Origin of the sequence: Bacillus sp. GMs2/2, assembly GCF_050172095.1 — a bacterium.
GTDB classification, from domain to species: domain Bacteria; phylum Bacillota; class Bacilli; order Bacillales; family Bacillaceae_G; genus Bacillus_A; species Bacillus_A cereus.
Map to the genome: position 1 here is coordinate 1 of NZ_JBNLYE010000046.1, position 23,992 is coordinate 23,992.

The following is a 23,992-nucleotide window of genomic DNA, read 5'->3' on the forward strand; positions in this document are numbered from 1 at the left end:
TGTCGATATTGAAAAGTTTTTATTCCAGCAGAAAAAGAAAGAACCTACATATAAAATAGGGATATTAGCTAGATTATCCAAAGAGAAAAACCATCAACTATTTGTCAAAATTGCAAATGTGTTGAAAAAGAGAAATGATTTTATGTTTTATATTGCTGGTGATGGACCAGAGAAAGAATCGATTATGAAAGAAATAGAAAAATATGGATTGCAGCAAAGGGTGAAGATGCTAGGGAATATTTCAGAGCCGCATGAGTTTATAGGGAATATGGATGCCTTACTTTTATTATCTTTTCGTGAAGTGTTTCCAATGGTAGTAATTGAAGCGATGGCTACAGGGACACCAATTGTTTCAATAGATGTTGGTGGAATACATGAAGCAATAGATGGAGAGTCAGGTGTTTTGATATCTGAATATTGCGAATCCAAATTCGCAAGTGCGCTTGAGGAACTACAAGGGAATGAAGAAAAGGTAACTGCTATTAGATTGAAAGCACGAGAGAAAGCAATGAGATATTTCTCGTTAACTAAAATGATAGAGGAAACGAAAAATATATATGAATTAAACAAATGACCGAGTAGGTCGTTTGTTTTTTTTATTATAGAAACTTTTAAGAGACAACTCACATATTATATGAAAAAGGTAATATGAGGAGTGAATTTATTTTGTCAGAATATATTTCATCCCAAGAAGATTGTGCGCCAGAAAGTAGCGTTCATATTGATTGTTTTGGCGCAGTTCCAAACTCGGGAAATGATAGCTCATTAGCAATTCAGCAAGCTATTGATTATTGTGTAGCGAATCGAATTTCGACGGTTAGAATTACAGGGGTAAATACGTACAAAATTGTAAAGCCGATTGTTATTAAATCAAACGTAAGATTAGAGTTGGATCCTACCGTAACACTGCAAATTGATGGGGATTTTAATGCATTTGAGCTACAAAGTAACGCTTCGATAGTTGGTGGTACTCTTCAAGTTATAAATCCATTGTTTCAATCTGCTGTTATTTATGTTTCTGGTTCACAACAAATCGAAGTACCTAATCAATCTTTTATATCAAATATAAATATAATAAATACAACTCCATCGTATAAAGGAAAAGCTATACATTTTTATTGTCAAAAGGCATGGGATTTTATTAGTTTCTTTCAAGTTAAATTTATTCAAATTAAAAACTTTCAAACTGCAATACATTTGAAGACAGAATATATAAATGATATCAATACACCTTGCTGGATTAACGCCAATGTATTTCAATCTATATTTATTGATGGATGTGTGTATGGGATTGAAGTAGATGGAAATAGTGATTTGCCAAATGAAAGTTCAGGAAATACGTTTCATGATATTCAAGTGCAATGTAGACAACAAACGGAAAAAGTAATTCGTTGTTCAGGTGCGTATAATACATTTGATTGTATGATTTGGGATACGTACCGGATGAGTAGTGAACAAATTGTTATTGAATTTTCTTCCAATTCTCATCGTAACTACCTTTTTTCAAATCTGCTTTCGACAACTATTGTAGATAAAGGACAATACAATGTTTGTAAGTCTACTTATGAAGAATCCCTACGAATTCAGTTACCTTTGACGTTAAATAGACCTCATTTAATAGGAAATCAAGATGATATTTTAGTAAATGCTCAGCAGAAATATAATGTTAAACAAGTAAGTGGGAAAGTACCGTATGGGGGAAATCTAGCCAATTGCTTTAATTTAATAGATGAGCAAAGTGTAAACTATATTGACGTTCCAGATAGTAACCCAGTTGTCATTGAACTTGATTTTACGAAAAAACCAATACAAATGTTAAATTGTTTTGGAATGTATTTTGGGTGGGGAGAGAGTCCAAAGAAAATTAAAATTGAATATGCATTAAGCGCAACTGGAAGTTGGGTTATTGCGTTGGATGTTCCATTAAATGTTGGCGATACAATTATTTCGAATATGAAAGCGACTCAGTTATATAAAGTTAGAATTACATTAAGTGGTTATTCTCAAGATCATAAACGTTTTCGAATTAATCGTATCTTTGCAAGATCTTCTATGGAAAATGGGAATGCTTGGTTAGCGACAACTGGCGGAAGAATGTTTGGAGATATTGAAATAGAGGCAAGTAAAGGTATAATCATGAAGACTGCTAGTGGAGTGAAATGGAAAATTACTATTAATGAAGCTGGCCAACTTATTACGACTAAAATAACTTGAGATGGTGTTTAATCGTATATCATTGGACGAGTTACAACGTAGTGGAATATAGGTAATGAAAAAGAGATTGTAATTTGGTTTCAACCAAACTACAATCTCTTTTTTGTTTCAATTACTTCCACCAAATCCAAGTCCAAAGGTAATTTCGTACATTTCGAGGAGTAATACGAATGAAGCGCTCACCGTCAAAGAAGCAATTTAAATTTGGAAGTGTTTCATCTGGATTTTCTGAAACAAAGGTGACGATGTTTTCGTTACTTGTAACGGTTACTGTAATTGGTGGGTCGGTAGGTGAGACTTGAAGTTGTAACGAAATATTGGCCGTATTTTTAAATTCATTATTAACAGGTGGACTTATTACTTGTACTGTGAATAACACGATAATTGTTTCGTTTGGTTCCAAATTAGTAGCGACTAGGAAACCGATATTCGGATTCGCTAGTGGAGAGCGTTCACCGTTAATAAAGACAGTGCCGTTTATAAATTGTAAACCTGCTGGAATAGTATCTTGTAATGAAATATTTGAGAGTGAAATTTTGGAAGTATTCGTAATGCGCACCGTGTAATCAAAATATTGATTTAAATAAGCAGAGCTGACGGAAGCATTTTTCGTGACTGTTGTAGTTATAAATTGAACTGGTATACGAACGATATTTGAATTAACAATGAAAGTAATAATTGGATCCTGTGGTGTCAATTGAAAGGCAGCGGTAACTGTTGCAGAATTTATAATTGTACTGTTTGAAGGAATAGAAGTTACGAGGACTTGAAATGTTATAGTTGCTACTGAATCTGCAGGTAAAGAGCCGATATTAATACCAGTGTCTGGACGAACATTTGGAACGGGAGTACCGTTAATTGTTACGCTGTTTTCTATAAATGTTGTACCAGCTGGAATTGTGTCTATAACAGAAGTGCTGATTGTCGGAATTGGGGAGTGATTAAATACCGCTAATGTGAATGTAATGATATCTCCTATAACGACAATAGATTTGTCAGCTGTTTTTTCAATACGAACCATTGGATCAATGACTGTCGTTGTAACGGTATTTGTTTGCTTTGTAATTGTAATAGGTGGTTTTGTTGGATCAATGATAACGGTATAGGAAACAGAAGCATCGTTATTAATTGTAGGTTGAAGAGTAGAAGAAGATATTGTCACTTGGAACGTAATAATGACAGAGTCATTAGGAGCAAGATTTCCTAACGTAATACCATTTTCAGGATTCTCATTAGGCTGATTGATTCCGTTAATCGTAACACTACCAGCAACAAAAGTCGTATCTATTGGTACGGTGTCTATGGCAAGAAGGTCTTCAATCGTTACATTACCGCTATTCGTAATCGTAATTGTATACGTTAAAGTTTGAGCAGGTAAGGCATTCGTTACATCAACAGATTTTATGGCAATGACATTATCATTTTGGACAGTAGTTGTGACGGTATTTGTTATAGTCGTATTTGTAACGGGTACGTTATTTGGGCTGACTATATAGTTAAAAGTAGTAATTGCGTTGTTGTTTAGTTCATTTGGTGTTGGAATAGAAGTCACAGTTACTTGGAATGAAACGATAGCGTCTCCACCTACAATTATAGTACCAATTGGTATGCCACTTACTGGATTCGCTCCTGGAAGAGTTTCTCCGTTTACAATGACGCTATTTTCTATAAACGTAGTACCTTGAGGGATAATATCTTGAATGATTACATCATTTACTGCAACATTACCGGTTTGATTTAGTGTAATCGTATACGTTAACGTATCACCAACCGTTGCAAATGCAAGATCAACAGCTTTATTACTATTCAAATTCGCGTGATTAATTTCTGTTGCGGCAGCTGATGAAATAATAGTTTCGGTAATAGGTGGTCGATCTGGTACCGTGTATTCATATTCAATTGTACTCGTGTTAGAGATTGGATTTGTTTGTGGAATCGAAGTAACCCGTACTTGGAATAGAATAGTTGCTGTCGTATTAGGCGGAATGTTATCAATTTGTATACCGTTAAGAGGGTTGTCATTTGGCCGAGCGTTGCCGTTCACGATAACACTATTCTCTATAAAGCTCGTATTTGCTGGGATGATATCTGTAACAATAATGTTTTCGACTTGTATATTTCCGTTATTTATGATGGAAATTGTATAAGGGATGATAGTTTGTAAGTCAGCATATTGGATAGGCGTTGTTTTTGTCGCAATTACATTAGCAGAAATAACTTCAGTGAAGGTAATATTGCTAGTCGATATTTGTTCTTCCACGTTTATTGTATAACGAGAAGTTGATTGATTTTGAACATGGCCGCTAGCAGGAAGAGCTACGACGGTAACAGAAAATGTGACTGGGATAGAAATATTAGGAGCAATCGTTCCTACAAGTATACCTACACTTGGGTTGGCGTTAAGCTGAGGAATGTTATTTACTAAAACGCTACCGTCAATAAAGGTTGTTCCATCAGGTATATTGTCTGTAAATACAACAGTAGTGGCATCCGTATTCCCTGTATTCGTTAAAGTTGTTGTATAAGTTAAAATGTCACCAATTGTTACAGAGGTCAAATCAACAGTTTTAAGTGAAATGATATCAGCATCATTAATTTGAACGAAAGTAGTATTGGAAGTAGTAGATTTTTGAATTGGCGCAAAGTCAGGATTGAAAATAAAGTCGTAAACGATGTTTGCAGTATTAGGTGTTGGATTTACAGCAGGTAAATTCGTAACGGAAACTTGGAATGTTATTGTAGCCATTTGACCTGCTGCGACATTAGGAATGGAAAAGCCGATATTCGGATCTGCTGCAGGAAGTACAGTATTGTTAACTATTACACTTCCTGGAATAAATACTGTTCCATCCGCTATAGTATCTGTAAAAAAGATGGAGTTAGTTGTAGTCGATCCATTATTTTGAATGAATACTGTATATTCAATGGTTTCATCAATGTTAGCTAATACAGTATTAGCGGATTTTGTAGCAATAAGAATAGCATCAATAAATTGTATATTTGTACTATTGGAAGAGGTTGTTTCTGAAATTGGTGGTCCGCTTGGGTCTGGTCGATACTCATAGTGAATGACGGCGATATTATTAATGTTATTTTGTGGCGGTATAGAGACTACGCTTACTTGGAACGTAACAATAATCGTATTATTTGGAAGAATTATATCAAGATTAATACCGGTAATTGGATTTTCGTTAAGTCTTGGTACGCCATCTACAAGAATGCTATTTGGAACGAATGTGGTGCCAGAAGCAATTGCGTCAAGTAGGAGAGTATTTGTAATAGGTATTGTACCGGCGTTTGTAACTGCGACTGTATATGTGATGATTTGACCGATACGTGTAATGGATCTGTTAGCGGATTTAATTGCACTAACATTTGCCGTTCGCACTTCAGTATTTACTGCATTTGATAACGATCTACGCTGAATAATTGGAGAACTAGGGTCAATTTGGTATTCGTACGAAGTGTCTGAAATATTAATGACTGTATTGCCCTCTGGTATATTTGTAAGTTGTACTTGGAATGAAATAGTGACTGTTTCATTTGGTTGTATCGTGCCGAGAGTTACTCCGTTTTCAGGATTAGCGCCAGGCTGAGTTACATTATTTATTGCTAAGCTATCCTCAATGAATATAGTACCTTCTGGAATGTTATCAATGAACACGGTATTGTTAGCCGGAACGGTTCCTATATTTTGTAGTGTATTTGTGTAGGTAATAATTTGCCCGATTGATATGAAATTTACATCCGCGCTTTTAACAGAAATAATATTTGCATTTTGAAGTGATGTTGTAACAATGTTAGAATTTGCAGAGCGATTTACTGGTGGGGCTGTAGGAATACTTACATATTGGTAAGTTGCTGAAGATTGATTTGCAATTTCGGTTTCAGTAGGTGGATTATTTGTTTGCACTTGAAATAGTATCGTTTTGGAACTGTTTGCTGGAATTGTTCCAATCGGTATTCCGTTTTCAGGATTTACACCTGGCTGAAGGACACCATTAATTGTGACACTATCGGGAACGAATGTAGTCCCAGCTGGAATAAAATCTGTGAAATTAATATTTATTGCGTCAACATTACCGATATTTTTCACTTCAGAAATATAAAGTATAGTTCCGCCAATATCTACAGTTGTTGGATTGGATGTTTTAGTAATTGTCAATTGTGCTTGCACGAAATTTGTAATGACGATATTACTAGTAGATGTTTCAGTAATAGGCGGTTGCCCTGGGTCTGGTTGGATTGTATATGTTGTATTGGATTGATTTGTAATCGATTCTTGCGAGAATGAATCGTTAATAAGAATTTGGAACGAAATAAGATGAGTAGCGTTTGCTGCTAGGGTAGGTAAAGTAACACCTACATTTGGATTAGCACCAAGTATAGTTGTTCCGTTAAGTGTAAAACTATTTTCTACGAATGTAGTATTTTGGGAGATAGTATCTGAAAATATGAGATTAGTAGCTGGAATATTTCCGGTATTTTCTAGTGTTATTGTGTAAGTCAAAATATCACCTGTTGTTGCTTGAGGTGCATTGACTGCTTTTAAAGAAAGGATAGTCGCATCCGAAATTTGTGTGAAAGCAGGATTAGACGTAATTGTTCGAGAAATGATAGGAGCAGTTGGATCGGCGATAAAAGTATAGTCAATACGGGCTGTATTAGAAATTGGGTTCACGCTTGGTATAGATTGAACGATAACCTGGAATGTTACAGTGACGATTTCTGACGGTGTGATGGAGTTTAATGGTATTCCTACGTTAGGATCGGCACCTGGAACAGAAACACCATTAATGGTAACGCTATTCGGAATAAATGCAGTTCCTTCTGGGACCAAATCTGTTAAAGTAACTGTATTTGCAGTAGTATTTCCGTTATTTTGAACGACTACTGTGTAAGTGATTGTACCGTCAGTAGATTGTACGAGAGAATCTGTACTTTTAATTACGGATAACGATGCATCAACAACAGCTGTATTAACCGTATTAGACGAGGATGTTGCTGTAACAGGAGGTTGACTTGGATCGACAATATACGTGTAACTTGTAAGTGCTTGATTTATAATCGCTCCTTGCGGTGGAATAGAACTTGCAAGAAATTGGAACGTAATAGTAGCGGAATCACCTGGTGCGATAATACCAACTGGAATACCAAGAGTTGGACTTGCATCTGGAAGTGAAATCCCGTTGAGGGTAACACTATTTGGAACAAATAATGCTCCTTCAGGAACTCCGTTAATGAGTAATACAGAGTTTGCAGGGAAGTTTCCAGTATTCGTTAATGTTGCTGTATACGTAATTATATCCCCGATAGATACAATTGAACGATTTGCTTGTAAAACAGTTGTAACAGTTGCGTTATTAATTTGTGTTGAAGCGCTATTAGAATTTATCGTACCTGTAACAGGAGGAGAGGCTGGATCAACGATGAATACGTATTGAATAGATGCTACGTTTGTAATCGGATTTGAAGGTGGAGTAGATGTAACTATGACTTGGAAAGTAACGGTTAAGGAACTACCTGCGCTAACTGTTCCGATATTCACTCCGTTATTTGGATTTGCGCCTGGAATGGTACTTCCATTTACAGCAAAACTATTTTCAACAAAGGTCGTTCCTGCTGGAATTAGGTCTGAGAAATTTACATTCGTAGCGTTTGTATTGCCGTTATTTTGGATCGAAACTGTATAAGTGATCGTATCTCCAATATTTGCAAAGGCTGTATTAGCAGTTTTTACAGCTGAAAGTATTGCTGTATTAATAGAAGTAACGAAGACATTCGTTTCCACATTGCCAGGCTGAGCCAGTAATGCATTGCCTACGTTATATTGGAAGTTAACAAAACCTAAGTTTTGGAGTTCAGGTGTGAACGTTGTAGGATTACTTACAATTTGTATTTGGAATATGATTGTAACAGTTTGATTTGGATTGATTGTATTTATGCCAACACCGTTAATAATCGAAGCGGATGGTAATGGAGTGCCATCAACAATAACTGATCCTGCAACAAATTGTGTCCACGATGGTAAAGGGTCTGAGATTATAGCGTTGTTAGCAGGAATATTGCCTGTGTTCGTAATAGTCGTTGTATACGTAATCGTATCACCAATCGTTGCAAAAGTTTTATCTCCTATTTTAATCGTATTTAAAATCGCACTTTCAATTTTTGTTGTCACGTTGTTAGAAGTAATATTTTTTGAAACTGGAGGATTAGCTGGATTAACAATATGTTGAAAGCTAACGCTAGCTTGATTAGTAATTGGATTTATAGGCGGAATTTCATTGGCGATAATGTGAAATGCTACGATGACAGATTCGTTTGGCGCGATATCACCGATTGGAACGCCTGTAATGATGTCTGCATTTGGGATGGTAGTTCCGTTCAGTGTAAAGCTATTAGGTTCAAAGGAAGTTCCGTCTGGAATAAGATCGGTAAAAATAACATTCGTTGCACTAACATTTCCGCCATTTGTAATTGTAACGGTGTAGGTAATATCCTGCCCGATATCTACCGTTGATACATTTGAATTTTTTTGTGCAGTAAGGATAGCGCTATTAATTTGTGTTGTCGTTGTATTAGATTGATTGGAAGTTGTAATAGGTGGCTGGCTAGGGTCAACGACATAATGATATGTGGTAGAAGCAGAATTAGAAATAGGATTAAGTGTTGGAAGTGTAATAACAGTTGCTTGGAATGTAACGATTGCCGTATTACCACCATTAATGGAACCAATATTTACCCCCGTTGATAAATCAGCGTTTAGAATGGTTTGCCCATTAACTGTGAAACTATTTGGAACGAAACTTAAATTGCTATTAAGAATATCGATAATAGTTACATCAGTTGCGGTCACATTTCCGGTATTAGGGAGGTTAAGTGTAAATGTTATTGTATTACCAATGTCCGCAAAAGTAAGATTAGCTGTTTTTGTGGTAATAATAGTTGCGTTGTTTATTTGAAGAAGTGTAGTGTTGGAAGTAGCTGCACTCGATGCTGGCGGATTACTTGGATTAACAGTAAACTCATACGTCGTTGATGCTGTATTTGGTGCAGGGTTACTAGGAGGAATGCTGTTCACTGTAACTTGAAAGACGATACTATATATTTCATTTGGTGGAAGTGTTGCAAGTAATACACCTGTATTTGGATTCGCGTTAGGTTGTAAAACACCATCAACAGTTAATGTGTTAGGAACAAATGTGAGTCCACTCGGTAATACATCCGTGAATACAATATTAGTCGCATCCGTATTTCCTATATTCGAAATAGAAGTAGTATAAAAAGCAGTTTGCCCGATATCTGCAAAGGATACACTTTCATTTTTCGTCATAGATAATATGGCTTCTTTAATCTGTGTTGAAACAGGATTACTAATTGAAGTTTCTGAGTCAGGTGGTGAGACTAATTGATACGATGTTGATGAGAAATTTACAATTGGGTTTTCGGTTGGTAATGATGTAACAGTAACTTGGAACGAAACTGTTACTGTAGTCCCGGCTGTTATTGTCCCAATATTCACACCGTTCGATGGATCCGCCTCACTTTGAGGAACTCCATTAATAGAAAATGTGTTTGCAATAAATGTAGTTCCACTTGGCACGGTATCTGTGAATATAACATTTTGTGCAGATGAGTTTCCATTGTTTGTTAAAGCGACAGTATAAGTGAGTGTGTCCCCAATACGACTAAAGGATTTATCGACTTGTTTTAATGAAAGAATGGTAGCTGTATTAACCGTAGTAAACACTGTGTTTGAAGTAACGTTTCTTGAAACAATAGGTGCATTGGGATCAGCAATAAATGTGTAAGAAGCAGTAGCGGAATTGGCAATAGGATTTTGAACAGGGGTAGAAGTAGCAGTCACTTGAAATGCTATAGATATTGAGCTGTTAGGGGTAATTGATCCAATCGTTATGCCTGTATTAGGATTCAATCCAATTTGTGTGATTCCATTTATTGTAACGCTGTCAGTAATAAATGTTGTACCATCTGGTATAAGGTCAGTGAAAGTAATATTCGTTGCATTTGTATTGCCGTTATTCGTTAAAATTGTCGTATAGGTAATGGTATCGCCTAGTGTTACAAGCGTTTGATCGACCGATTTTATCATCGTTATCATAGCATCTAATACTGGGTTTGTGACAATATTCGTTGAAGTAGAAGTAGTAGCAGGAGTTCCGTTTGGATCAACAGTATAAGAATATAATATTGTATCGTTACCCATAATTGAACTTGAAGGAGGAACAGAAATAACATTTACTTGGAAGGTAACAGTTACTGTTTCACCAGGCGCGATATTTGGTATATTTACTCCGAGTGCTGGCTGTGCACCAAGCTGTTGGATGCCATTTATTGTGACGGAATCTGGTATAAAAGTAGTACTAGGAGGAATTGCACTTGTAAAAGTTATATTTGTAGCTGGTGTATTTCCTGTATTTGTAATAGTTGTTGTATACGTAAGTGTATCCCCGACGGAAATAATAGATTTATCCACACTTTTTTGGGTTGTTAATATCGCACTGTTAATAGTTGTCGAAACCGTATTAGATACATTCGTTTGTGATACGGCAGGTTGGCTAGGGTCAACCACATGTGAAAATTGTACAGAACTAGAATTAGAAATTGGATTTATACTTGGAATGTTTGTAACAAGTACGTTGAGGGTAATAACGGCCGTTCCATTTGGGTTTATATTTCCAATCTGAATCCCGTTAGCTGGATTTCCGATTTGCTGTGTACCAGAATCGTTTGTAAGAGTGCCAGATATGAATGTCGTTCCGTCAGGTAAAATATCTGTGAAAATTATATTTTGTGAAGTGACATTTCCAGGGTTATTTAATGTAATCGTATAAGAAATTGTATCGCCAATTGTCGCGAAAGTTTTATCTACAGATTTGATTGCCACAATTTCCCCAGAATTTATTTGTGTCGAAACGGGATTAGATGTCGTATTTCTTGAAACGAGTGGTAAATTAGGTCCTGTCATAAATTGATAATCAATGGAAGCTCCGTTTACAACTGGTGAGTTTGGCCCCCCAGGTCCAATTGTGAAAATTGGATTTGGAATGCTAACTACTTGCACACGGAAGGTAACGTTTGTAAAATCTCCTGCAATAATATCCCCAATTGGTATCCCATTCGCGGGATTTACCCCAGGTAATAAAACCCCGCCTACTCGAACGCTATCCTCTATAAACACTGTATTATTTGGAATTGGATCTGTAAAAATGATATTCGTAGCAGTTGTGTTTCCTATATTCTCCAATAAAACAGTATACGTTAAAAATGAATTTCCAGGTGCTACGTCAGAAAATAGTCGATCCACACTTTTCGTTGCTTGAATAATTGCTTCGTTAATTTGAACTAAAGTTGGATTACTTGTAGCTGTTTCTGTCACAGGCGGCTGGGTAGGATCAACAATGATCAAGTATGTTGTGCTAGATTGGTTCAAAGTTGGATTGGTAGCTGGTATTGAGCCAACGATAGCTTGAAAGCTAATTGTTGTCGTTCCTCCAACTGGAATTGAGTCTAAAGAAATCCCGCTATCTGGTCTAAATCCAAGTTGTGGGATGGTATTAATTTGTACGCTATCAGGAACGAATGAAAGTTCAGGTGGTAATATATCGATAAAAACAGGTGTGTTTGCGGTAGTATTTCCGCTATTGGTGAGGGTAGTTGTATACGTAATTGTATCTCCAACAGCAGCAAAAGCACTGCTTGCAGTTTTTGTTGCGATAACAGAAGCAGTATTTACTTGTGTAAAAGTTTTATTAGATTGAACTGTTCGTGAAACTGGCGGTTCATTTATATCTACAATAAAGCTATATTGAAGCGATGATTTGTTCGGGATGGGATTCGGGTTTGGAAGTGTTGTAATGTTTACTTGAAAACTGAGTGTAGCAGATGCATTTGAATTCAAGTTACCAATATTGATACCGTTTTGTGGATTTGCATTCGGAACGGTTACACCATTTATCTTAAAGCTATTTGGGATAAAGGTAGTACCGTTTGGAATTGTATCAGTAAAAATAATGTTGTTCGCAATAGTATTTCCGGTGTTTGTAATAGATGAAGTGAATGTAATTGTATCACCAATTGTAGCGAAAGTTGTACTAGCGCTTTTATTTATCACTAAAGTAGCGTCAATAATTGGTGTAACTGTTGTATTTGTTACGGTGCTACCAACAGCAGGAGATTGGTTTGGATTCACGGTATATTCATAATTTACAAGAGCATTATTTGTTAATGTGCCACTAGGTGGTATCGCTAAAATTTGTGCTTGAAAAGTAATGAATACAGTATCTCCTGGCGAAATATCTGCCAAGTGAACACCAAGTGAAGGATCTAATCCTGGTTGTGGAACATTATTGATAGTTACGGAGTTTTGGATAAATGAAGCTCCTGCGCCAAGCCCATCTGTTAAAACAGTTGCACTAGCAGGGATATTACCTGTATTTGTTACTGCAATCGTATAGGTAACGATATCACCAATTGCAGCTGTCGGTGTATTCACAGACTTCGTAGCGACAATAGTAGCGTTATTAATTTGAGTTGTTATTACGTTACTTAACGTATTAGCGGATGCTGGAGGTAAGTTAGGATCTACGACATACTGGTACGTTGTATTGCTTTGGTTCGGGATTGGATTTGGATTCGGGATAGAATTTACTTGTACTTGGAACGAGATAATCGTATTTGCATTCGGATTTATTGGATCAATGGCAATTCCGCTTGCTGGATTTACATTAGGCAGTGTATTCCTATTTACTGTTACACTATTTGGAATAAAAGACGTCCCGCTTGGGATAGCATCTGTAAATACTATATTTGATGCAGGTGTATTCCCGTTATTCGTTAAAGTAGTTGTGTACGTAATAATATCATTTACGTTAGCAAACTGTTTATCTGCCGATTTAGTAGCGGCAATTGAGGCGTTATTAATAGTTGTCTGTACAGTGTTAGAAGCAACCATCTGCATTACAGCTGGTTTGGATGGATCATACGTATATTGGAATGTTGTGCCTGATTGATTTGTAATTGGGTTTACAGCAGGGATAGTTGGTACAAAAACTTGGAATGCAACGGTGCGTGATGAATTCGCTCCTATCGTACCAATCGAAATGCCGGTAGCAGGATTTGCATTAGCTATAGGGACATTATTAATCGTTACAGTATTAGGAATGAAGAGGGTACCCGCTGGAATGATATCTGTAAATGTTACATTAGCAGCAGGGATATTCCCGTTATTCGTTAAAATAGTCGCATATAGTATGACATCACCAATATCAGCGAAGTTTGTACTCGTTAGTTTTGTAGCAACGATATTAGCAGTATTAATTTGTGTAGTTACTATATTGCTAGCAGTGTTTCTAACAAGAGCAGGTAAGTTTGGATCAGCGATAAAGCTATATTGAAGTGCAGCGCTGTTTTGAATTGGGTTTGGTGAAGGTAGCCCATTTGCACTTATTTGAAACACAATCGTTGTAAAACCACCCGAAGGAATGGAGCCCACTTGAAGACCGGTACTAGGGTCTGCACCTTGTTGTAAAGTACCACCTATAAAAATACTATTTGGTACGATAGTGGAGCCATTAGGGATTATATCGGTAACAATAACATTATTTGCTGTAGTATTGCCAAGATTAGCTAAAGAAATTGTATATGTGATTGGTTGCCCGACGTCGGTGATAGTTAAATCTACTTCTTTGACAATAACAACATTTGCTAAATTAATTTGTGTACTTACAGTGTTACTTACAGATGTTTCTATAGTTGGTGGATCACCCGGATTTAGAATAAAGCTATACTGTGTACTAGATGAATTTAATGTTGGATTTTGTGTTGGTAAAGAGGTGACGGTTACTTGATAAGAGACGGTAAGTGAACCGTTAGCAGCAATGGAAGGTAGTGGAACACCTATATTTGGATCTGCGTTATTTTGAAGTACACCATTAATAAGAAAAGTGTTTGGAATAAAGGTAGTACCGTCTGGATTCGTATCTACGAAAGTAGGGCTATCAGCAGAAACACTTCCTGCATTCGTCAAAGTAACAGTATAAGTTAATGTATCCCCTACGGTAGCGAACGCTCGATCCACTGTTTTGGCTGAAATGACATTTGCATCGTTTACTTGAGTAAATGTAGTAGTTGAAGTAGTGTTCTTACTTACAGGTGAAGCGTTTGGATCAACGATAAAGTTATAGGAGATGGAAGCGCTATTTGAAATAGGGTTTGGATTTGGAATGCTAGTTATTACTACTTGGAATGAAGCTGTAATTGTAGTATTAGCATTGATGCTACCAATATTGATGCTAGCTGGTGTAACGCCTGGCTGAGTAACACTGTTAACTATAACGCTGTTTGGGATAAAGGCGGTTCCATTCGCAATTGAATCAGATAGTAATATATTGTTCGCTGCAACATTTCCATCGTTAGTAAGAGCAAAGGTGTAAGTTAATACATCGCCAACTTCCGCAAACGTTTTATCTACAGATTTATTAACATGGAGATTTGCTAGTCTAATTGTTGATGTAACAGAATTAGAATTTGCTGTTTTTGAAGTTGGTGGCAGACTTGGGTTTACAGTATACAGATAAGAAGCAAAGGCATTATTAATGATAGGGTTTTGGGCGGTAATATTGATGACTGTTACTTGGAAAGAGAGGGTAAAAGTAGCTCCACCAGGAATTGTGCCAATAGGTAAGGCGACGAGAGAATCTACATTTTGCAAAACTCCGTTTAGTGTTACAGTACCAGGATTTAATATCGTTCCATTTGGAAGTGGATCTGTTAGTTGTACGTTAGTAGCAGATGTATTTCCACTGTTTGTAATAAGAATTGTATAACTTATCGTTTCACCAATTGTGGCAAATTGTTTATTAGTTGATTTTGTTAATGTTACATTCGCATTGTTAATTTGAGTGGAAACGAGATTAGAAGAAATGTTTTTCGTAACAGGTGATTGGCTAGGATTGACGGTATATTGATAAGAAGCGCTTGATCCGTTAGATACGACATTTGACACGGGTATTGTGTTTACTACTACTTGAAATGTAACATTTTTTGTTGTGCCTGTTGGGATAGATCCAATATTCACGCTGTTAGCGGGATTTGCGCCTACTTGTGTCGTGCCATCTATTGTTAAACTGTTTAGAACAAAAGTTGTGCCAGTAGGAATGACATCTGTAAAAATAACGTTATTTGCATTGGTATTACCTGTACCTGTAAAGGAAACGGTGTACGTTAGCGTATCACCAATATCTGCAAAATTTTTATCTACTGCCTTCGTCATTGATACAGTAGCATTATTCACTTGAGTGGAGACAATATTTGTCGTATCAGTCCCACTTACTGCTGGTTGATTAGGTACAGGAATGTATTGATATGTTGTTGTTCCACTATTTAATATTGGGTTTGTTTGAGGGATAGAAGGAACGAGCACTTGGAATGAAACAGTAGTAGTGGAATTTGCTGCAATCGAACCAATTGGTATACCATTAGCGGGATTTGCTCCAGCTTGAGTAACTCCGTTAACAGTTACACTACCTGGAATGAAAGTAGTTCCGCTAGGAATCGGATCCGTATATATAACGTTCGTTGCAGCGATATTTCCTATATTAGCTAAGGCAATACTGTAAGTTAATGTTTCAACAATATCGGTAAAAAGTTTGTTAACTGATTTTGTTCCATTAATATCTGCCAGATTAATTTGTGTTCCAGCAGAATTGCTTGTTGCAAGGCCGTTAAAGGTTGTTCCTCCAGCGATTGGTGTATATTGAAATGTAATATTAGCAGTGTTAGAGATAGGATTTTGACTTGGAAGAGAAACGACGGTAGCTTGGAAAGTTACTGTACGAGAAGCACCATTATTGATTGTTCCAAGAGATATACCAGCCGCAGGATTAGCATTTGTTTGTGGTACGTTATCTACTGTTACAGTGCCGGGTATAAAAGAAGTACCGTTAGGGAGACTATCTATAAAAATAGCGTTATTGGCAGGAAGAAGCCCGGTATTAGGGATCGTAACTGTATAAGTGAGAATATCTCCAATTGCAGCAACACTTTTATTCACGCTTTTCGTTGCTTGTATAGTAGGTGAATTTATGTTGATTTGTAAACCGACTGTATTTAACATATACGCATCTCCGTTAGTAGTTAAACGGATTGCGGCGGACACTTGTGAGTTTGTTAAATAAGGAGAAATATCAATAGAAGTAATATCCCAGCCCTGTCTTCCTGCTGAGATGTTTGTGCCTGTAGAAGCACTTTGATTTCGCGTTCCAAATGTCCCAGTTGTATCTAAGTTTCCAGCGGCATTATTAATTTGAGAACCGAAGAAGTTATTTACAGCATTATTTGGCCCAGATAAGGCATTTAATGAACTGAAATTTGGCCCAAATAAAGCTTGATCCCCGATTAAATCTGCATCTCCTTCAGTGGAGCTTAAAAATAATCTCCCGCTTACTGGTCCTCCTGAAGGTGTTAAAAATCCTGAAACAGCTACATCTGCACTACCAGTATCAGCAGAAACACGGTTACCAGCTACGTAAATAGTTAAATTTCTTGCAGGTAATGTCCCGTTTTGATAAGCGACAATGAGTGTCCATCCGGCCGAGTTAATGGATCCATTTGAAGCATCTAAAGGATCAACAAGTCCAGGGACAGCTCCTGTAGTATAAGAACCAGAACCGCCAGCTTGAATAAGAGTTGTTACGTCTGCTGAACGAGTATAAAAGCCAAATGTAATAGAGTTTGAAACGAACGTTTGATTTGAAGCTGTAACAGCTGAAGGAGTAATTGAGTATGTTGAAACGGGTGTTGTAAATGAAACGGGATTACCTAGAACACTCGTAATGTTTTGATCACGAGATAAATAGTTTCCTCCCCAAACGAGTTCTGCGTAAAGAATAGTGCTACCAGCAGGGATATTTAAAATAGCGGTAGAACTATTTTGTGTATAGGTTAACGTTGTACCTGCGGGAAAAGTAGGTACTTGTAAAGCGGTATTCGTAGTTATAAACGCACCAATTGCCCCGATTGTACCAGCACGGTTTTGATTACTAATTTTACTTAATCCTAAAGTATTACCTGTAATAGCGAGTGCGCCGTTAGTGGTGGTAGAAAATCGATTCGTAATGGGCATGTTGTCACCTCATTTCCAATATAGTCTTGGTCAAAATAGGATATGTGTGTGATAAATAAATGGAAACATGTACAAGTTGATTTGATAATAATGATTTAAATGTCTAGATAAGGGGATGGAGTATGATTGAATTGGAAATTAGAGTGGAGCGTCTTAGGGAAGCAAAAACAGGGAATATTGTATCATTATCTTCTTATATTGGGTGGGATTATAACAGAGAAGAAATTGAGACTATTTTTAACGCAGGGATTGTATACGGTGTTTGGAATGAGAGAGAGGAACTAATTGCTAGCGCGGCAATAATATTATATGGGGAGAAATTAGCGTCTATCGGAATGGTGATTGTACATCCAGATTATAAGGGGAGAGGGATTGGAAAGATAATAACGGAAGCGTGCGTTAAAAGCGTATCAGCTCATACTCCAATTATGCTGATTGCTACGGATGAAGGGAAACCTTTATATGAAAAGTTAGGATTTAGGGCAGTAAGTTATGTTTCTAAATACATATGTAACTCATACAATGCGAAAGATTATTGTGTAAGAAATGAAGATTATGTGATGAATTATGAAGAGGGTGATTTAGAAAAAATAATAAAAATAGATGAATATGCGTTTGGAACAAATAGAAAAGAGTTTTTAAAGAAAAGAATTATGCAAAGTGAACAGTGTATCGTTGTAAGGGACAAGGAACAAAATGTATTAGGTTACGGTTTAAGCATACAAACACCAGAAAATAAGATAATAGGGCCGGTTGTTGCTAAAAATGATGAGATGGCAATGAGAATAGTACATGATTTAGCAAGAGGGCATAATGGTAAATTAAGAATTGATGTACTAGAAGGAAAGAACGATTTCATGAAAGAATTAGAGATTGCTGGTTTTAAAAAAGTGAATATACCACCAATTATGATGAAAAATAGTAATCGGTTATTAAAAAGAAATAGTGAACTATATAGTATTGCAGCGCAAATTTTTGGATAAAAAAGAATCCTTTTAAATGAAGGATTCTTTTTTGAGCCAATTTAATCACGATATTGGTCATGAGTTGGCTGAAAGAGGTCTTCCTCAATATCTCGCACCATAGAAAAATGATCAACGTTATAATGACCGTGTAAAGTTTTATTGTGATGACCAATAATTTGTTCTGCAGACAATACGTTAGAATCAGTTGTTGAATGACCGTTTTTAATTAATGTAACGTCAAATCCTTGTACAGTTGCTGTCCTAACGGCAGTGTCAATGCAATGTTCTGTTTTACATCCACCTATAACAATATGATTAATGTTTTCTTCTTTTAAAAGTTCAAGTAAAGAAGTACCGTAGAATGAATTGGTTGCTGCTTTATTAATAAAGATTGCAGACTGGGGTACTTGAATTTGATTATGTACTTCAAATCCTTCGCCACTACCTGAAGCAACATCGATATCTCTTACAAAAACAATAAGAGCATTTGAATCTATTGCTTTCTGCAGGGCTATATTTAGTGTAGATAATAGCTCGGTTTTACGGAAAACTTCATTTTCTTGCTCATTTCCATCAATTAATTCTTGTTGAGCGTCGATAATTAATAGTGCTTGTTTCATCGTGTCTCCCCTTTAATATGAAATAAGTTCCACTGTACATATTCCTTCAGATTGTTAGGAAATCCTCTATTGTAAGAGAAGTAGAAGATTGATTTACAAAGTTGTCAAAGAAATTTCATTCTCATAGCGTGTAAAAACATGTATGATAGGAGATGGAGAATTTTTGAGTAGGTGGGAATAACATGCAAACAGTAGAAGATTATCTTTCATTCTTACATACGAAAGGATTTAAATTATCAGAGGAAGCACAAGGGTTTATTATGTTTGGACAAGGATATACTGGTGCGTCTGATGGGATTGTGAACGCAGCAATAGAAGCGACAATTAAACATCAATTGCAGTTTGATGGTAGTTATTTCGTTGCGTTATTAGAACGATTGAAAGAGGAAGAAATTACAGATAAAAAAAGCGCTAAGGCTTTTATGCGGAAGTTACAAGCGTAACTTCACGCAGCCTGCGCTTCTTTTTTTGTTTTGGAAGGTAATTCAACAAAAATCATGCCTAGAAAAATACATAGACATCCGATAATAGCAGAAATAGAAAGTTGTTCATTTGCAACGAGAACGCCTGTTAATGCAGCAAAAACGGGCTCCATTGCGAAAATAATTGCTACTCTCGTTGGAGAAGTGTGTTTTTGTGCCGATGTTTGAATGAAAAAAGCAATAGATGTTGCAAACAGGGCAGTTAGAAAGAGTGCGAATAAAAAGGATTGATTCGTCCATAGTGATACTGAAAATAACTTTTTCCAATCTTCAAACAAGAAAGCGCAAATAGAAGAAAATATACCAACAGCTAATACTTGAGATGTGCTTAATAATAAAGGTGATATTTTTTTAGAAAAGAAGCCGTTAATAAGAATATGGGCAGCGAAAGCGACTGCACAACCGAGAACAAGTATATCTCCTATATTTAATTGGAAAGAATCAGCAGCTGTTAATAAGTACAAACCTGTTGTAGCTACAGCAATGCCAAGTACGATGAAAATGGTGGCTTTTTGTTTTAAAAAGATAAAGGATAAGATTGGGACCATAACAATGCTTAGCCCAGTTAAGAAACCTGCTTTTGAAGAAGTTGTATAAAGTAAGCCAAATGTTTGTAATAAATAGCCGACAAATAAGAAGAACCCAACCATTAATCCAGCTAAACTACTATGTTTTAATTCTTGTTTTGAAGTTTTCTGTGAAAAAATAATTTGAACGAATAATAAAATAATTCCAGCGAATAAAAAGCGAATACCATTAAACGTAAATGGACCAACGAAAGACATAGCGTTTTGAACGACAACAAACGTAGCTCCCCAAATAAAAGAGACAAATAATAAAGCAAGAGGAGCAATCCACTCTTTTTTCACACTCATACCCCCGTTAATTTTGTAAGATAGCTTTTCTAGCTAATTCATCAGCTACTTTATTTTGACTACTTGGAATCCACTTAATAAAAAAGAGATCGAAGTTTTTTATGTACTGTAGTGCTTCATCTAAAAGAGGTGCAAATATTTTATTTTTTGCGTATTCCTTTTCAACAGCCCGCTCAACAAGCTGCGAATCTGTACGAAAAGAGACAGTGCTATAATTATGCTCAATGCAATATTTTAATGCTAGAAGTAAAGCGCGGTACTCTGCTTCATGATTGGACATTGTTCCAAGTGGTACTGATAATTGTACAGGCGGCTGAACGCCTTTAATAAACACTCCTGCACCAGAAGGACCAGGATTTCCTTTTGATGCACCATCAATATATACTTCAATCAAAATGAGAAACCTCCAAATTATAAGATTATCCCCTACTTAAATATTTTTTTGAAGTAGGGGATAGAGTAGTTATCCGATTGTGATGCTGTAACGACATGTAAATGTTTCATTCGCTTGTAAAGATTGAATTCCCTTTTTGTCCTTGAAATCTTTTGCTGGATTTACTTCATCAGCGATTCCATACCAAGGTTCAATACATAAGAAAGGTGCGTTATCCCCTGGTGTCCATACGCCGACAAATGGAAATCCATCAAATTCTACTTTTACAAATTTATTATGTTTATGAGAACGAATCGAAATTTCATTCGTATTCATATGTTCAAAAATAAGTGCATCATTTTTGAATAAATCGTATGTAAGTGGCAATTCAGTCGTATTTTCAGCGATTAATTGCTTTTTGTTTGAAAGATAAGGTCCTTCTAATACGCTTGTTTCTAAGCGTTCCGAACCATTAAACGATAAGTGATAATCTGTAAATGATTCACCGTCCAATAAAGGGAAGTTGAATCCAGGATGTGCTCCGATTGAGAAGAACATTTCTTTAGAAGTAGGATTGTTTACTTCATATGTTACATGAACACTTTGTCCATCTAGCTCATAAGAAACGAGTAATTCGAATTCGTATGGGTATTTTTTTAATGTTTCTTCATTACTAGTAACGATATAAGTGATCTTTGTTTCGCTTTGTTCTTTCACAGAAAAAGTAAGATCACGAGCGAAACCGTGTTGTGTTAATGAATATGGTTTACCGTCTACGTAGTATGTATTATCTACTAATCGACCGACAATTGGGAACAAAATTGGTGCACGGCGTCCCCAATAAGCAGAATCACCTTGCCATAAATATTCTATGTTGTCTTCTTTTAAGCGAACGCTCTGTAATTCTGCACCTTTGTCAGAAATGGAAACGATCACTTTTTCATTTTGAATTGTTGCTGTCATGAAGTGAAACCTCCTAAATCTTTCATATGTTTCATTATACGTTGTCTAAAAGAAAAAAGGTAGTTCACGATAGGAATCTATTGACGAAAGAGGGGCTACCACGTAAAATATAATCTTGTTGCTTAAAAACGAATAACGTGGTTCGAAACCATCCCACGTAAAAAAACTAAGGAGATTTTGTCATGAATATTAGAACATTAGTCGGTAATGGTATTTTAGCGGCATTATATATTGCTGTTTCTATGCTTATTCAGCCATTTGGCTTTACGAATGTACAGTTTCGTATTTCAGAGATGTTTAATCATCTCGTTGTATTTAACAAGAAAGCAATTTACGGAATTGTATTAGGTGTATTTTTAACGAATCTCTTTTTCTCACCTATGATCGCTTATGATTTAGTATTTGGAGTAGGTCAATCTATTCTTGCATTAGTTGCAACGATTATTTCTATGCGATTTATTAAAGGTGTTTGGGCTCGTATGATTTTTAATACAGTTATCTTTACGATTACAATGTTTATGATTGCAATTGAACTTCATCTTGCATTTGATCTACCATTTATGTGGACTTGGTTAACATGTGCAGCAGGTGAATTCGTAGTAATGGCGATCGGTATGCCTGTAATGTACTGGATTAATAAGCGAGTACAATTTGAAAGATTTATGTAATAGATGAAAGAGCCATTCCTTATATAGGATGGCTCTTTTTGTATGTGATTATATTGAATATAATTCTTTGACTCTTGATAAAATATAATAAAATAAAGTGAGGCTTCAATTAGCCGGATAAATAAGAAGTCTTACATAAGGGGAATGAAGTATGAAATATAAAATTCATTGGTTGTATAAAACAAAGCGCGGATTGCAGACGGAATTAACGACAGAGTATATGAACATAGAAGAAGTACTTCAATTTGCAGAGGATTTTGAGAAAACAGGAAGAGTAAAAGAATTTTCATTTTATGATGAAATGGACGCGGAATGGTCATTAAAAGAGATGAAAAAGTTAAGTAAGCAAGTAGAGGAAGAGCCCCAAGAAATACTCGTTTATTTTGATGGGGGGTATGATGTGCAAACGAAAGAAGCTGGCGTTGGTATATGTGTGTATTATAAAAAAGGAAATACAAACTACCGGATTCGCCGCAATGCATATATAGAAGGTATATATGATAATAATGAAGCGGAATATGCATCGTTACTATACGGTATGAATATACTCGAGGAATTAGGGATTAAGTATGAAGCAGTTACACTTCACGGTGATTCTCAAGTTGTACTGCAGCAATTAGCCGGAGAATGGCCTTGTTATGATGAGCATTTAAACCATTATTTAGATCAAATTGAACAAAAGGCGAAGCAAATGAAATTAAAACTTATATGTGAACCAATATCTAGAAAACAAAATAAAGAAGCACATCAATTAGCTACGCAAGCATTGGAAGGGACAGTTATTGATAGTCATAAAGAAATAACTGAATAGAGAGGTGCAAAGGTGGATAAAAAGCAACTCATTACAGAGGTAAATGACTTATTAGAAACGTATTGTGAAGGATGTTTCTTGCGAGAACATAATCGAAAGACAAATAGTAAATATTATGCCCATTCATTTTGTATACGGCAATGTACAGTTGGAGAAACATTGAAAAAGTATGGAGAACGGTTGTCATGAAAAAACATCCAGAGAAAATTCTCTGGATGTTTTTTAGTGTCTTGCTTCGTTTAGTTGATGCTCACATTTATTTAATTTCTTTTCCTCATTCATTAAAAATGGCTCATCTAAATCAGTTGCAACAGATTTCATAATTTCAAGCTGAGAGCGAGCTGCTTCTACAGCAGTAGTAGCATGCTCTAATGTATCTGGATCCATTGAAATTGTTGCTGATCCTACCATTTTTTGTGCTGTTTCTACACGGAATTTCACTTCTTCAAAATCATTTACTTCTGATCCCATTAATAATTCCTCCTTTGTATAGTGCGCATTTCACATAGTTTTTGCTCTGTAAAACGGAAATATACAAAGGAATAACAAAGGAGGTTACCAAGTAAGGCAACCTCCTGTTATATGTTGGATTAAAGTTTTACTACGTTAGCAGCTTGAGGTCCGCGGTTACCTTCAGTAATGTCGAAAGATACTTCTTGACCTTCTTCTAAAGCTTTGTAGCCGTCTCCTTGAATAGCAGAGAAATGTACGAATACATCGTCAGCGCCTTCCATTTCGATAAATCCAAAACCTTTTTCGTTGTTAAACCATTTTACTTTTCCTTGCATGTTACAATTCCTCCTAAAAGCGTTTACTATTTTCATTTAGTGAAATTCATTAAAAAAATAATATAAACTAAAAATGCTATATTCTTGA

The 23,992-nt window shown here is 36.1% G+C and carries 14 protein-coding genes and 1 riboswitch; of the genes, 7 read left to right on the forward strand and 7 right to left on the reverse strand.

The features are described from left to right. Both ACQGS6_RS09320 and ACQGS6_RS09325 read left to right on the forward strand, forming a co-directional pair. The coding region (locus tag ACQGS6_RS09320; protein ID WP_426965054.1) for a glycosyltransferase at positions 1-574 on the forward strand (574 nt) is incomplete at its 5' end. A gap of 92 nt (positions 575-666) precedes the next feature. Further along, positions 667-2,214 (forward strand): hypothetical protein, encoded by a 1,548-nt coding sequence (locus tag ACQGS6_RS09325; protein WP_426965055.1) that lies wholly within the window; start codon positions 667-669, stop codon positions 2,212-2,214. A 112-nt stretch (positions 2,215-2,326) separates the two neighbouring features. Here the strand turns inward: ACQGS6_RS09325 and ACQGS6_RS09330 are convergent, their stop codons facing one another. Further along, positions 2,327-17,359 (reverse strand): DUF7507 domain-containing protein, encoded by a 15,033-nt coding sequence (locus ACQGS6_RS09330; protein ID WP_426965056.1) that lies wholly within the window; start codon positions 17,357-17,359, stop codon positions 2,327-2,329. Between the two features lie 122 nt (positions 17,360-17,481). Between ACQGS6_RS09330 and ACQGS6_RS09335 the strand changes: the two genes are divergently transcribed. Continuing rightward, complete coding sequence (locus tag ACQGS6_RS09335; RefSeq protein WP_000571011.1) at positions 17,482-18,342, forward strand: GNAT family N-acetyltransferase; 861 nt, start codon at positions 17,482-17,484, stop codon at positions 18,340-18,342. A gap of 41 nt (positions 18,343-18,383) precedes the next feature. Here ACQGS6_RS09335 and ACQGS6_RS09340 read toward each other — a convergent pair whose 3' ends face one another. Then, positions 18,384-18,944: a cysteine hydrolase family protein gene (locus ACQGS6_RS09340; RefSeq protein ID WP_000806320.1), complete on the reverse strand. Its 561-nt coding sequence runs from the start codon at positions 18,942-18,944 to the stop codon at positions 18,384-18,386. Positions 18,945-19,126: 182 nt separating this feature from the next. Between ACQGS6_RS09340 and ACQGS6_RS09345 the strand changes: the two genes are divergently transcribed. Further along, positions 19,127-19,387: a DUF6123 family protein gene (locus ACQGS6_RS09345; RefSeq protein ID WP_001195212.1), complete on the forward strand. Its 261-nt coding sequence runs from the start codon at positions 19,127-19,129 to the stop codon at positions 19,385-19,387. Between the two features lie 2 nt (positions 19,388-19,389). Here ACQGS6_RS09345 and ACQGS6_RS09350 read toward each other — a convergent pair whose 3' ends face one another. The 3 genes from ACQGS6_RS09350 to ACQGS6_RS09360 all read right to left on the reverse strand — a co-directional run bounded on the left by ACQGS6_RS09350 (position 19,390) and on the right by ACQGS6_RS09360 (position 21,637). Then, positions 19,390-20,295, reverse strand: a complete 906-nt coding sequence (locus ACQGS6_RS09350; protein WP_000712611.1) for a DMT family transporter — start codon at positions 20,293-20,295, stop codon at positions 19,390-19,392. Positions 20,296-20,308: 13 nt separating this feature from the next. Further along, positions 20,309-20,695: a reverse transcriptase-like protein gene (locus ACQGS6_RS09355; RefSeq protein ID WP_000573880.1), complete on the reverse strand. Its 387-nt coding sequence runs from the start codon at positions 20,693-20,695 to the stop codon at positions 20,309-20,311. 69 nt (positions 20,696-20,764) lie between these two features. Next, positions 20,765-21,637 (reverse strand): aldose 1-epimerase family protein, encoded by an 873-nt coding sequence (locus ACQGS6_RS09360; protein WP_000127390.1) that lies wholly within the window; start codon positions 21,635-21,637, stop codon positions 20,765-20,767. A 131-nt stretch (positions 21,638-21,768) separates the two neighbouring features. Beyond that, positions 21,769-21,813: riboswitch (PreQ1 riboswitch) on the forward strand. A 6-nt stretch (positions 21,814-21,819) separates the two neighbouring features. Here ACQGS6_RS09360 and ACQGS6_RS09365 point away from each other — a divergent pair. The 3 genes from ACQGS6_RS09365 to ACQGS6_RS09375 all read left to right on the forward strand — a co-directional run bounded on the left by ACQGS6_RS09365 (position 21,820) and on the right by ACQGS6_RS09375 (position 23,305). Further along, positions 21,820-22,305 carry a QueT transporter family protein gene (locus ACQGS6_RS09365; RefSeq protein ID WP_001026471.1) on the forward strand — a complete coding sequence of 162 codons (486 nt, stop codon included), beginning with the start codon at positions 21,820-21,822 and terminating at the stop codon, positions 22,303-22,305. A gap of 151 nt (positions 22,306-22,456) precedes the next feature. Next, on the forward strand, positions 22,457-23,116 hold the full coding sequence (locus tag ACQGS6_RS09370) for a ribonuclease H family protein (protein ID WP_000875551.1): 660 nt from the start codon (positions 22,457-22,459) through the stop codon (positions 23,114-23,116). A gap of 12 nt (positions 23,117-23,128) precedes the next feature. Beyond that, positions 23,129-23,305 (forward strand): zinc-finger domain-containing protein, encoded by a 177-nt coding sequence (locus tag ACQGS6_RS09375; protein ID WP_001987028.1) that lies wholly within the window; start codon positions 23,129-23,131, stop codon positions 23,303-23,305. A gap of 33 nt (positions 23,306-23,338) precedes the next feature. On the opposite strand, the gene ACQGS6_RS09380 is transcribed toward ACQGS6_RS09375, so the two are convergent. Next, positions 23,339-23,587, reverse strand: a complete 249-nt coding sequence (locus ACQGS6_RS09380; protein ID WP_000534392.1) for a DUF2564 family protein — start codon at positions 23,585-23,587, stop codon at positions 23,339-23,341. A 119-nt stretch (positions 23,588-23,706) separates the two neighbouring features. After that, positions 23,707-23,904: a cold shock-like protein CspB gene (cspB, locus tag ACQGS6_RS09385; RefSeq protein ID WP_001161731.1), complete on the reverse strand. Its 198-nt coding sequence runs from the start codon at positions 23,902-23,904 to the stop codon at positions 23,707-23,709. Positions 23,905-23,992: the final 88 nt, after the last annotated feature.